The organism is Domibacillus antri (assembly GCF_001936625.1).
Lineage (GTDB): Bacteria > Bacillota > Bacilli > Bacillales > Domibacillaceae > Domibacillus > Domibacillus antri.
This window is the reverse complement of record NZ_MSDU01000057.1, coordinates 1-12430: the sequence shown is the minus strand read 5'-3', so window position 1 is coordinate 12430 and position 12430 is coordinate 1. Positions and strand designations below refer to the sequence as shown.

The window sequence follows — 12430 nt, the reverse complement described above, 5'->3', positions numbered from 1 at the left end:
TGTTTGGTCGTACTTACATTTTACAAGAGGGCCGCTCTTTTTTGTCGTTTATTTATGGAAGATTATTCATAATCCACACGCGTGATTTGCTATAATGAAAGAAATCCTGTAAGGGGGAACGTAAGGTGAAATTAATTATGGCCGTTGTACAGGATCAGGACAGCAATAAATTGTCTCATGCACTCATTGAACATCATTTCCGGGCGACAAAGCTTGCATCGACAGGCGGTTTTTTGAAAGCGGGAAATACGACGTTTATTATCGGAACAGATGATAATCGGCTTCAGGAAGCACTAGACATTATTAAACAAAATTGCAAGTCCCGGGATCAGGTGGCTCCGCCGATTTCACCAATGGGGGGAAACGCCGACGCGTATGTGCCTTATCCGGTAGAGGTTCCGGTTGGGGGTGCAACGGTTTTCGTACTCCCGGTAGAGCAGTTTCATCAATTTTAAAAGGGTTGTGATCTCGTGTCTAAATCGTGGGAAGAGGCAGCTTCGCGTCAGCCGATTGTGATGCGGATGATTGAAAACAGCATTTTAAGAAAACGGGTAGCTCATGCATATTTGCTTGATGGCGATCCGGGGACCGGCAAAAAAGAGACTGCGCTGTTATTTGCGAAAAGTTTATTCTGCTTTGAACCGGATAACGGATTGATTCCGTGCGAATCATGTGTGAACTGCCGCCGTATTGAACATGGCAACCATCCTGATCTTCACGTCATTGAACCGGACGGGCTGTCAATTAAGAAAGAGCAAATTTATCATTTGCAGCAGGAATTTACGAAAACGGCTGTTGAATCCAGCCGGAAAGTATATATTGTGAACCATGCGGATAAAATGACGGCGAGTGCGGCTAACAGCCTGCTTAAATTTTTGGAAGAACCGGTATCTGATACAGTTGCTTTTTTACTCACGGAGCAAAGCAGCCGGATACTGCCGACGATTTTGTCGAGATGTCAGCATTTATCGTTTCGGCCGATTGATGCCGGACAGTTAAAAGACCGCCTTATTCAGGAAGGTGTGCCTGTACCGATGGCGTCGCTTGCGTCTAAAATGACGAATCATTTAGAGGAAGCGCTTGAGTTGTCGCGTGATGAGTGGTTTGCACAGGCACGTTCAATAGTGTTAAAATTATATGAAGTCATCGGACAGGGAGGGCTGTCAGCCATCGTTCAGCTGTCAGAGGACTTTCATTCACATTTTAAAGAGAAACAACAGGTCAGTCTTGCCCTTGATCTTTTCGTTCTCATCCATAGGGATTTGCTTTCCATTATGACCGGCGAAGAAAACGGTCTTGCATTTCCTGATCGTCTCGCTTCCTTCAGACAGGATGCTTTGCTTCTTTCAGCCGAAGCACTGGCGGATCGTCTTGCTCATATTCTGGAAGCGAAGCGGAGACTTAACAGCAATATGAATCAGCAGCTGCTGATGGAACAGCTTTTGTTAAAGTTACAGGGGGGACACGCCTTTGTGTAATGTAGTAGGTGTACGCTTTAAACAAGCGGGTAAAATATATTATTTTGATCCGGGGGAACTCAGTATTCGGCCGGAGGATCATGTCATTGTGGAAACAGTGCGCGGTGTGGAATATGGACTCGTTGTGGTCGGACCGAAAGAAGTCGATGAAGCTGATGTCGTGCTGCCGCTGAAAAAAGTGATTCGGACAGCGGATCAAAAAGACCGGCTTGCCGTACAGGAAAACAGTGAAGCCGCCATTACGGCATTCACGACATGCACGGATAAAATTGTGGAACACAATTTAGATATGAAGCTGGTTGATGTGGAATATACATTTGACCGTAATAAAGTCATTTTTTATTTTACTGCAGACGGGCGCGTTGATTTCCGAGAGCTTGTCAAAGATTTAGCGTCGATTTTTAGAACGCGGATCGAGCTTCGTCAAATCGGTGTCCGCGATGAGGCAAAAATGCTCGGCGGTATTGGACCGTGCGGCCGGATGCTGTGCTGTTCAACATTTCTCGGTGATTTTGAACCGGTTTCCATTAAGATGGCCAAAGATCAAAACTTGTCGTTGAATCCTGCTAAAATCTCTGGCTTGTGCGGCCGCTTAATGTGCTGCTTGAAGTATGAAAATGATGAATACGAAGAGGCTCGCCGGGAGCTGCCGGATGTAGGACAAAAAGTAAAGACACCGAGCGGATACGGTAAAGTGACGGGCTTGAATATTTTAGAGCGGCTCGTGCAGGTGCATTTACCGGAATTGGAACGGACGCTTGAATTCTCATCCGATGAACTCGGAAAAGAAGGAGCCGTTTCTGTGAAAGCAGGTGATTGATGCGGTGGAAAAGTTAGATAAAAAAGGGATTTTTGATTCCGTCAGCCATATGGAACTGCAAATTGGCGAGCTGTATCAGCAGCTCGGTGAAGTGAAATTGCAGCTGGCTGAAATACTGGAAGAAAACAATTCGTTAACGCTTGAAAATGATCACTTGCGCCGCCGTCTGGAAGAATTAGACCGCGGTTATGGGCGAAAAGCGGCAGGGGCGGAGCATATTCAGACAAAAGGTGCCGATATTGGTGAAGGCTATGATAATCTGGCCCGTCTTTACCAGGAAGGCTTTCATATTTGCAGCGTGCATTTTGGAAGCCCGCGCAAAGATGAAGACTGCCTGTTTTGTTTATCATTTTTAAATAAAAAATAATGATGATGATGTTGCCTTCCTTATTAAAGGAAGGTTCTTTTGTGCAAAAGGAGTGAGAGAGATGCCTGATTTAAAAGGGGATGAGCGGCTCGATTATTTGCTGGCAGAGGAGCTTCGAATTATTCAAAGCCCGACGGTGTTTTCATTTTCTCTTGATGCTGTACTGCTGGCAAGGTTTGCATCTGTGCCGAAAACGCGCGGTTCCATTATTGATTTATGCTCAGGAAATGGGGTTGTCCCGCTGTTAATGTCAGCGAAAACAAGCGCACCGATTACCGGTGTCGAAATACAGGAGCGTCTTTATGATATGGCAGTACGCAGTATCCGGTACAATGAGCTTAATAAGCAGATCGTGATGATAAATGGTGATTTAAAAGATGCACCCGAGCTGCTCGGGCAGGAAAAGCATACACTCGTTACATGCAACCCGCCTTATTTTTTAACGCCGTCTGATAAGGAAATAAACTTGAACGAACACCTTGCCATCGCGCGCCATGAAATTATGTGTACGCTTGAAGACTGCATTCTTTCGTCATCAAAGTTATTAAAGCAAGGCGGAAAAGCGGCATTCGTCCACCGCCCGGGAAGACTTTTAGACATCGTTACGTTAATGCGAAAATACCGGATTGAGCCGAAGCGCCTTCGCTTTGTTTATCCGAAGCAGGGAAAGGAAGCGAATACGGTCCTCGTCGAAGGGATAAAAGATGGAGCACCTGATTTGAAAATCTTGCCTCCTCTTTACGTGTATGATGAACAGGGAGAGTATACGGAAGAAGTGAGGACGATTTTGTATGGAGACGCACCATCACTTTTACGTCGTTAAATGCAAAGACGGCTCTTTTTATGCAGGATATACGAATGACCTTGCCAAAAGGATGAATGTTCATAATGCGGGAAAAGGAGCGAAATATACGAGAGCCCGTCTGCCGGTCACGCTTATTCACAGTGAAACATTTGAAACGAAACAGGAAGCGATGCGAAAGGAATACGCATTTAAACAGCTTTCGCGCATGAAAAAAATGGATTATTTGTTGGAAAGGGGTGTGAACGATAGTGAAGGCACAAAAAAGCTTTGCGAATGAAGAAGGGGGCATTTTATATCTTGTGCCGGTGCCGATTGGCAATTTGGAAGATATGACTGTCCGGGCGCTGCGTATAATGAAAGAAGCGGACCTCATTGCTGCGGAAGATACGCGCAACACAAAAAAGCTGTGCAGCTACTTTGAGATTTCGACACCGGTTGTCAGCTATCACGAGCATAGCAGTGAAGCGGCCGGACGAAAATTGATTGAACGAATTCAAAAGGGAGAGACGGTTGCACTCGTCAGCGATGCGGGTACACCTTGCATTTCAGACCCGGGCCATGAGCTTGTATTGGCAGCGCTGGAAGAAGGATTGCCCGTCGTTCCGCTTCCGGGCGCGAATGCGGCGGTTACGGCCCTCATTGCGTCAGGCATTGCGCCGCAGCCTTTTTATTTTTATGGTTTTTTAAACCGTGGAAAAAAAGAGAAAAAGAAAGAGCTTGAAAAACTGGCGGCTTTCCGTGATACGTTTATTTTATATGAATCTCCGCACCGTTTAAAAGAAACGCTTGTCTTGATGGAAGAATATTTTGGTGCGGACCGGCGCATTGTCTTGTGCCGCGAGCTGACGAAAAAATTTGAAGAATTTTTGCGCGGCACAGTTTGGGATGCTGTAAAATGGGCTGGAGAATCCAAAATTATAGGTGAATTTTGTCTTGTGATTGAAGGAAATGCGGAAGAACCGGCTGTAGAGAAGGAAGCAGCATGGTGGAGCGATTTAACCGTTGAGGCACATGTGGAGCACTATGTGACGGAACAAGGCATGAATCCGAAAGAGGCGGTTAAGCAGGTGGCGAAAGAACGCAGCCTGCCAAAACGCGACGTATACGCAGCGTATCATACGTAAAAAAGGTGCCTGTGGAGGGCACCTTTTGCTGGTTTTTATTTACCGTTAGCGAACGCTTCTTGAATTTCTTTGATCAGGATTTCAGCGCCTTCATGGCTAAGAATTAATTTTCCACCGGCAAGTTTGATGTTGTCATCAGATACTTCGCCTGTTACTTGGCAAGTCATGCTTGGTTTATATTTTTTAAGAATGATTTTGTCATCATCCACATAAATTTCAAGCGCATCTTTCTCTGCAATTCCAAGTGTACGGCGCAATTCGATAGGAATAACGACCCGTCCTAATTCGTCTACTTTTCTTACAATACCTGTTGATTTCATTTGATAATATCTCCCTTCAATTTTTGTTTATTCAAATGATACTGTGTAAATTAATTCGTCATTATTCGACAAAGTTTTTACCCTATGACGTAATCATACCAAGACTTCCCATAAACGTCAACAATTAAATGTATATTTTCAATTAACTGTAAAGCTCAAAAACGTTGCTATATCAACGATTTAAGCAATTTTTCCGATTTTATCCATTGGAGGATTTGTCGAAATGTCGAACCATGTCGAATTTTATCGGTGTTTGAATAAAGGAAATTTGAGAAAAGAAAGTGTGCATATTTACATTTATTCATGTATGGGGGAAAATATAAGGAAATGACGTAAAAGCTTCCGTTCATCGACCGGAAGCTTTTATCTGTAAGAAGAGAAGCAATAAGGAGGACAATTCATTGAGCGATCATAAAAAATCGTTTTATTTAACAACACCTATTTATTATCCGAGCGGCAATTTGCATATCGGTCATGCGTATACAACAGTAGCAGGTGATGCGATGGCACGTTACAAGCGGCTGCGCGGATTTGATGTCATGTACTTAACTGGTACGGATGAACACGGTCAAAAAATCCAGGAAAAAGCGGACGAAAAAGGCATGACACCGCAGCAATATGTGGATGAGATTGTTTCAGGCATTCAAAAGCTGTGGAAAACAATGCATATTTCCAACGATGACTTTATCCGGACGACGGAAAAGCGCCATAAAGATGTGGTGGAGAAAATCTTTAAGCAGCTTTTGGATCAGGGGGATATATACCTTGGCGAATACGAAGGCTGGTATTCAGTGCCGGATGAAACCTTTTACACGGAAACACAGCTTGTTGATAAAGAGCTGAATGAAAAAGGGGAAGTTATCGGCGGGAAAAGCCCGGACAGCGGCCATCCGGTGGAAAAAGTGCGCGAAGAATCGTATTTTTTCCGTATGAGCAAATATGCGGACCGGCTGTTAAAATATTATGAAGAAAACCCGACGTTTATTCAGCCGGAATCGCGTAAAAATGAAATGATCAACAACTTCATTAAACCGGGTCTTGAAGATCTTGCTGTGTCCCGGACGACATTTGACTGGGGTGTGAAAGTGCCGGGTAACCCGAAGCATGTCGTCTATGTATGGATCGATGCATTATCCAACTACATTACAGCTCTTGGATACGGAACGGATAATCCGGAGAAATACAATAAATACTGGCCGGCGGATGTTCACCTCGTCGGAAAAGAAATTGTCCGCTTCCATACCATTTACTGGCCGATTATGCTGATGGCGCTTGATTTGCCGCTTCCGAAAAAAGTATTTGCGCACGGCTGGCTGTTAATGAAAGACGGCAAAATGTCAAAATCAAAAGGAAACGTAGTAGATCCGGTTACCTTAATCGACCGCTATGGTCTTGATGCGCTCCGTTACTATCTTCTTCGTGAAGTTCCGTTCGGTTCTGACGGTGTGTTTACCCCGGAAGGATTTGTTGAACGCATTAATTACGACCTGGCGAATGATCTTGGCAATTTATTAAACCGGACCATCGCAATGATTAACAAATATTTTGACGGTGTTATTCCAGCTTACACGGGTTCTGAAGGAGAGTTTGAAAAAGCGCTCGTTGAAATCAATGAAAAAACGGTGCAGGAATATGAAGAAGCGATGGAAAACATGGAGTTTTCTGTGGCACTAACATCGCTTTGGCAGCTCGTAAGCCGGACGAATAAATATATCGATGAAACACAGCCGTGGGTGCTGGCGAAAGAAGAGAAAAAAGCGGAACTGAGTACAGTGATGTATCATCTGGCAGAATCATTGCGCCGGACAGCTGTCCTTTTGACGCCATTCTTAACCGGAACGCCGCAAAAAATATTCGACCAGCTTCAATTGCATGAATCAAATCTGCAAAACTGGGCAAGTTTAGAGGCATTCGGCGCGATTCCGGAAGGCGTTCAAGTTGTGAAGAAGGGGGAACCGATTTTCCCTCGTCTGGATATGGAAGAAGAAATTGAGTTTATTAAAGAAAAAATGCAGGGTGCAGCAAAACCGGCTGTAGAAGAAAAACCAGCCGAAGATTATGCGCCGATTGCGGAGGAAATCAGCATTGATGACTTTATGAAAGTCGATTTGCGCGCGGCGACGGTTATAGAAGCAGCTCCTGTCAAAAAAGCGGATAAACTGTTAAAATTACAGCTGGATCTTGGTTTTGAAAAACGCCAGGTTGTTTCCGGTATTGCCCAATATTATAAACCGGAAGAACTCGTCGGCCGGAAAGTGGTCGTTGTGGTCAACTTAAAACCGGTGAAACTGCGCGGCGAATTGTCACAGGGAATGATTCTCGCCGGTTCTAAAGACGGCATCCTGACACTGGCGGAAGTGCCGGAAAACTTGCCAAACGGTGCGAAAATAAAATAAATTGTTTCACGTGAAACAAGAATGAAAACAGGTGATTATGTGCTGTTTGATACGCACGTTCATTTAAATGCGGATCAGTTTCAGGAAGATATAGAAGAAGTGGTCGCACGGGCGCAGGAAGCAGGTGTCAGCCGGATGGTCGTTGTCGGCTTTGACCGGGTGACGATTGAGCGGGCCATGGATCTGATCACACGTTACGAATTTCTTTATGCGGCAGTCGGATGGCATCCGGTTGATGCGATTGATATGACGGAGGCGGATTTAGCCTGGATTGAAGAACTTTCTGCCCATCCAAAAGTGGTGGCACTCGGCGAAATGGGTCTTGATTATCATTGGGATAAATCTCCGAAAGATATTCAAAAAGACGTCTTTAGAAAACAAATTCGCCTCGCAAAAAAAGTCAAGCTGCCGATTGTTATTCATAATCGTGAAGCGACGCAGGATATTGTCGATATTCTAAAAGAAGAAGGCGCGGAAGAAATAGGCGGGATTATGCACTGCTTCAGCGGCAGCGCGGAAACGGCACTGGAATGTGTGAAAATGAATTTTTATATTTCGCTTGGTGGTCCGGTCACGTTCAAAAATGCGAAAAAGCCGAAAGAAGTGGCAGCCGCGGTTCCGCTTGAGAAATTATTGATTGAAACAGATTGCCCTTATTTAGCGCCGCATCCATACCGCGGCAAGCGGAATGAACCGGCTTATGTGAAGCTCGTTGCGGAAGAAATTGCTGCACTGAAAAGTTGTTCATATGAAGAAGTAGCAGAAGCAACGATGCAAAATGCACTGAAACTGTTTCAAATTGATTAAGCAGCAGGGGAAAGGGTCCCCTGCTTTTTCGTTCGGAGGAAAAAATGAAGATAAAAGAAGTTATCGTGGTTGAAGGTAAAGATGATACAGTAAAAATAAAGCTGGCGGTTGATGCGGATACCATTGAAACGAGAGGATCTGCTGTCGATGAATCGGTCATTGAGCAAATAAAGCACGCACAGGCAGCGCGCGGTGTCATCATTTTTACCGATCCGGATTACCCGGGACAGCGCATTCGCAGTATTATTTCAGAGCAGGTTCCCGGCTGCCGCCACGCTTTTTTGCCGAAAGAAGAAGCGATTGAAAAATTAGGCCGCGGTGTCGGCGTTGAGCATGCGTCTGTTGAATCCATTCGCAAAGCCCTTCGTGATGCACAGTATATGGACGAGGATGCAAAGGAGCAGATTACAACAGAAGATCTTGTATCTGCTGGGCTGATTGGTGGTCCGACGGCAAAATCAAGGCGGGAATCGCTGGGGATAAAGCTGAAAATAGGCTATGTTAATGGAAAACAGCTTTATAAGAGACTGATTATGTTTCAAATTACGCGCGAACAATTCGCCGCAGCGTTAAAAGAAGTACTGGAGGAGGAATTACGATGAAAGATATCGCTGTACCGTCCCGGACGAAAGATATTCTCTCCAGGCACGGGTTCTCATTTAAGAAAAGCCTCGGTCAAAACTTTTTGATTGATCCGAATATTTTACACCGAATTACCGAAACGGCCGGTTTAACAAAAGAAACAGGTGTTATAGAAATCGGGCCGGGCATTGGCGCCTTGACAGAACATTTAGCCCGTACTGCCGGCAAAGTCGTCGCTTTTGAAATTGACCAGCGCCTGTTACCCATTTTAGATGAAACACTTGCGCCGTATGATAATGTGAAAATTATTAACGAAGATGTATTAAAAGCGGATGTAAAGGGCGTTGTTGAACAAGAATTTGCGGGATTTGACCGGCTCATGGTCGTAGCCAATTTACCTTATTACGTAACGACGCCGATTATTATGAAACTGCTTGAAGATAAAATTCCTGTAAACGGATTTGTTGTCATGCTTCAAAAAGAAGTGGGCGACCGTATTTCAGCGAAGCCGTCGACGAAAGAATACGGCTCCCTTTCAATTGCCGTTCAATACTATACAGAAGCGGAACTGGCATTTATCGTGCCTAAAACGGTTTTTATGCCGCCGCCTAACGTTGATTCAGCCATTATTAAGCTTATGGTGCGGGATCAACCGGCCGTCAGCGTAATAAATGAGGAATTTTTCTTTACCGTCACAAGAACGTCTTTTGCCCAGCGCAGGAAAACGATTTTAAATAATCTTGTGAATGGACTGCCGGATGGAAAAAAGAAAAAAGAAAACATTACCGCTGCGCTTGAAAAAGCGGGAATTGATCCTTCCCGGCGTGGAGAAACGCTGTCTCTGGCGGAATTTGCCCTGCTCTCGGATACGCTTCTGCATGAAGGGATATAATGGATATAAGCTGCTCTTAAAAAAAGAGCGGTTTTTTTAGAGAATGGGAAATACTAGCGTTAGCGAAAAAAATCGGTATTTCCCGAACGAAAAATATTGACAACGGTGGGACATCGCTGATAAAATAATAATTTTTTTGACTGAAACAAAAGATTGTGCTACACTAAACATAGTGAGGTGGAAGCAGATGCCGAAAACATTAGCCGACATAAAAAAATCGCTTGATTGTCATTTGGGTAAAAGATTATTGCTTAAAGCGAATGGTGGACGACGTAAGACGATTGAGCGTTCCGGTATTTTAACCGAGACGTATCCCGCTGTTTTTGTCGTAGAACTTGATCAGGACGAGAATTCATTCGAACGCGTTTCTTACAGCTACGCGGATGTACTCACTGAAACAGTTGAGCTGACATTTGAAGATGCAGCAGGCAATGCAGTGTAAATAAAACTTGCTTTTTATAAAGCAAAACATAGGAAAGCCGGCTCAAAAGATTCAATTCGAATCTTTTGAGCCGGCTTTTTTTCTTTTGTGATAAAATAAGACATAATTTATTGCGCATAAAGTAGGTGGACTTAAATGAAATTGATGATTAAAGCGCCGGCGAAGATTAATTTGACGCTCGACGTGCTTCATAAGCGGCCGGACGGTTATCATGAAGTGGAAATGATTATGACGACAGTCGATCTCGCTGACAGGCTGGAGCTTGAAAGTCTGGACCAAGATGAAATCCAGATTATTTCCCATAACCGTTTTGTACCGGATGACAGCCGGAATCTTGCTTACCAGGCCGCAAAGCTTTTAAAAGAGCGGCATGGCATTAAAAAGGGTGTAGCCATACAAATCGATAAAATCATTCCTGTTGCGGCGGGGCTTGCGGGCGGAAGCAGTGATGCAGCTGCTGCACTGAAAGGGTTAAATGAACTGTGGAAGCTCGGTCTGTCTCTTGATGAATTGGCGGAACTCGGGGCGGAAATCGGTTCAGATGTATCGTTTTGTGTTTACGGCGGTACCGCGCTTGCAACGGGGCGCGGTGAGAAAATTCAGCATTTGCCTGCTCCTCCTAACTGCTGGGTTGTTCTTGCTAAACCAACGATCGGTGTTTCAACCGGTGAAGTTTACAAAAATTTGAAGCTTGATCGTATGAAGCGGCCGAATACGAAAGCAATGATTGAAGCGATTTATGAAAATGATTACGATAAAATGTGTGCGAATGTCGGAAACGTGCTTGAGTCTGTCACATTAAGCACATATCCTGAAGTCGCGCTTATTAAAGAGCAGATGATTCGTTTTGGTGCTGATACAGTGTTGATGAGCGGCAGCGGCCCCACGGTTTTCGGGCTGATACGGCACGACTCCCGCATGCACCGTGTGTACAATTGTCTGCGCGGTTTCTGCGATCAAGTGTACGCTGTCCGTATGTTAGGGGATGGAAATCCGGTTGATTAAAACCGTATATTAAGATATATTATATATAAAATATTCGGTTTTACTCCCCGGGAGGTTTTAATATAACGATGAAATTTCGTCGAAGTGAACGAATTATTGATATGACGCATTATTTACTGGAGCACCCGCATCAGCTTGTGTCGTTGACGCTTTTTGCGGAGAGGTTTGGATCGGCTAAATCATCAATCAGTGAAGATTTAGCGATCATCAAAGAGACGTTTGAGAAGCGTGGTATCGGTACTTTGCAGACAGTACCCGGGGCAGCAGGGGGCGTGAAGTTTTACTCGCGGGTAAATGAAGAGAGTGCAAAGGAATTTATTGCGGATTTATGCCGTCAGATTGAAAATCCGGACCGGCTGCTTCCAGGCGGCTACCTGTACATGATGGATTTGCTTGGTCATCCGCGCATTATGAATCAAGTCGGCAAACTGCTTGCGTCAGCGTATGCGGACCAAAAAATTGATGCGATTATGACAGTGGCCACAAAAGGTATTCCGATTGCTCACGCGATTGCGGCTCATTTGAATGTTCCGGTTGTTGTTGTCCGCCGTGACAGCAAAGTAACGGAAGGGCCGACTGTAAGTATTAATTACGTTTCAGGATCAACGAAGCGTATTCAGGCAATGGTATTGTCAAAGCGCAGTTTAAAAGAAGGCTCTAAGGTATTGCTCGTCGATGATTTTATGAAAGGCGGGGGGACCATTAACGGCATGATCAGTCTGCTTGCTGAATTTAATGCTTCCGTTGCGGGTATTGCCGTGCTCGTTGAAGCAGAATACCCTGAGCGGCTGATCAATGATTATATTTCGCTTGTAAAGCTGAAAGATGTGAACGAAAAAGAAGCGGCTATATCGGTCGTTGAAGGAAATTATTTCTCAAAAAACATTGATTTTTTACTGGAGGATTCAGAATGAACATTGTCAATACAAAAAAAGCACCAGCAGCAATCGGTCCGTATTCTCAAGGAATTATCGTTAATAATTTGTTTTACAGTTCCGGTCAAATTCCATTAACGGCAGAAGGAACACTTGTGGACGGTACAATTGAAGAGCAAACACATCAAGTTTTCGCTAATTTAAAAGCGGTACTCGAAGAAGCCGGTGCTTCTCTTGAGTCTGTTGTCAAAGCAACGGCTTTTCTTTCTGATATGGAAGAATTCGGTGCGTTCAATGAAGTGTACGGTGAATATTTCTCTGCTCATAAGCCGGCTCGTTCATGTGTGGAAGTTGCGCGTCTTCCGAAAGATGTAAAGGTGGAAATTGAAGTCATTGCGCTTGTAAAAGCATAAAACCGGCTATGTGCCGGTTGAGACTGTAGACAAAGTCGGCCGTTTTTTAACGACAGCAAATCAACAGGCGTCTTTTGTGAAGGCCCCGCTTTTTATCCGGAGCC

16 protein-coding genes are annotated in these 12430 nt (G+C 44.5%); 15 read left to right on the top strand and 1 reads right to left on the bottom strand.

Features of this window, described 5'->3' with window-relative positions; genetic code table 11:
• Positions 1-125 precede the first annotated feature (125 nt).
• The 7 genes from BTO30_RS15770 (at position 126) to rsmI (ending at position 4594) form a co-directional block, all read left to right on the top strand.
• Positions 126-455, top strand: coding sequence for a cyclic-di-AMP receptor (locus tag BTO30_RS15770; RefSeq protein WP_075399648.1), 330 nt, complete (start codon positions 126-128; stop codon positions 453-455).
• Positions 456-470: 15 nt separating this feature from the next.
• Positions 471-1478 (top strand): DNA polymerase III subunit delta', encoded by a 1008-nt coding sequence (holB, locus tag BTO30_RS15765; RefSeq protein ID WP_075399647.1) that lies wholly within the window; start codon positions 471-473, stop codon positions 1476-1478.
• Positions 1471-2298, top strand: coding sequence for a PSP1 domain-containing protein (locus BTO30_RS15760; RefSeq protein ID WP_075399646.1), 828 nt, complete (start codon positions 1471-1473; stop codon positions 2296-2298). Before holB ends, BTO30_RS15760 begins: the two co-directional genes overlap by 8 nt.
• Positions 2299-2347: 49 nt before the next feature.
• Positions 2348-2665, top strand: coding sequence for a DNA replication initiation control protein YabA (gene yabA, locus BTO30_RS15755; protein ID WP_143331993.1), 318 nt, complete (start codon positions 2348-2350; stop codon positions 2663-2665).
• A 61-nt stretch (positions 2666-2726) separates the two neighbouring features.
• Positions 2727-3488, top strand: coding sequence for a tRNA1(Val) (adenine(37)-N6)-methyltransferase (locus tag BTO30_RS15750; RefSeq protein ID WP_075399645.1), 762 nt, complete (start codon positions 2727-2729; stop codon positions 3486-3488).
• Positions 3457-3747, top strand: coding sequence for a GIY-YIG nuclease family protein (locus BTO30_RS15745; protein ID WP_075399644.1), 291 nt, complete (start codon positions 3457-3459; stop codon positions 3745-3747). The genes BTO30_RS15750 and BTO30_RS15745 overlap by 32 nt, the downstream gene beginning before the upstream one ends.
• Positions 3719-4594, top strand: a complete 876-nt coding sequence (gene rsmI / locus BTO30_RS15740; protein WP_075399643.1) for a 16S rRNA (cytidine(1402)-2'-O)-methyltransferase — start codon at positions 3719-3721, stop codon at positions 4592-4594. The genes BTO30_RS15745 and rsmI overlap by 29 nt, the downstream gene beginning before the upstream one ends.
• 35 nt (positions 4595-4629) lie before the next feature.
• On the opposite strand, the gene BTO30_RS15735 is transcribed toward rsmI, so the two are convergent.
• The gene (locus BTO30_RS15735) at positions 4630-4914 is read right to left on the bottom strand and encodes a transition state genes transcriptional regulator AbrB (RefSeq protein ID WP_075399642.1); all 285 of its coding nucleotides are present in this window, start codon (positions 4912-4914) and stop codon (positions 4630-4632) included.
• Between the two features lie 401 nt (positions 4915-5315).
• On the opposite strand from BTO30_RS15735, the gene metG reads away from it, so the two are divergent.
• The 8 genes from metG (at position 5316) to BTO30_RS15695 (ending at position 12326) form a co-directional block, all read left to right on the top strand.
• Positions 5316-7310 carry a methionine--tRNA ligase gene (gene metG / locus BTO30_RS15730; RefSeq protein WP_075399641.1) on the top strand — a complete coding sequence of 665 codons (1995 nt, stop codon included), beginning with the start codon at positions 5316-5318 and terminating at the stop codon, positions 7308-7310.
• Positions 7311-7349: 39 nt separating this feature from the next.
• Positions 7350-8117, top strand: a complete 768-nt coding sequence (locus BTO30_RS15725) for a TatD family hydrolase (protein WP_075399649.1) — start codon at positions 7350-7352, stop codon at positions 8115-8117.
• 44 nt (positions 8118-8161) lie between these two features.
• A complete protein-coding gene (rnmV, locus tag BTO30_RS15720) occupies positions 8162-8719 on the top strand; it encodes a ribonuclease M5 (RefSeq protein WP_075399640.1) in 558 nt (185 codons plus the stop codon).
• Positions 8716-9591 (top strand): 16S rRNA (adenine(1518)-N(6)/adenine(1519)-N(6))-dimethyltransferase RsmA, encoded by an 876-nt coding sequence (gene rsmA, locus BTO30_RS15715; protein ID WP_075399639.1) that lies wholly within the window; start codon positions 8716-8718, stop codon positions 9589-9591. Before rnmV ends, rsmA begins: the two co-directional genes overlap by 4 nt.
• Before the next feature lie 187 nt (positions 9592-9778).
• A complete protein-coding gene (veg, locus tag BTO30_RS15710) occupies positions 9779-10033 on the top strand; it encodes a biofilm formation stimulator Veg (RefSeq protein ID WP_075399638.1) in 255 nt (84 codons plus the stop codon).
• A gap of 135 nt (positions 10034-10168) precedes the next feature.
• Positions 10169-11038 (top strand): 4-(cytidine 5'-diphospho)-2-C-methyl-D-erythritol kinase, encoded by an 870-nt coding sequence (gene ispE, locus BTO30_RS15705; protein WP_075399637.1) that lies wholly within the window; start codon positions 10169-10171, stop codon positions 11036-11038.
• Between the two features lie 68 nt (positions 11039-11106).
• Positions 11107-11952, top strand: a complete 846-nt coding sequence (gene purR, locus BTO30_RS15700; protein WP_075399636.1) for a pur operon repressor — start codon at positions 11107-11109, stop codon at positions 11950-11952.
• On the top strand, positions 11949-12326 hold the full coding sequence (locus tag BTO30_RS15695) for a RidA family protein (protein WP_075399635.1): 378 nt from the start codon (positions 11949-11951) through the stop codon (positions 12324-12326). Before purR ends, BTO30_RS15695 begins: the two co-directional genes overlap by 4 nt.
• Positions 12327-12430 lie beyond the last annotated feature (104 nt).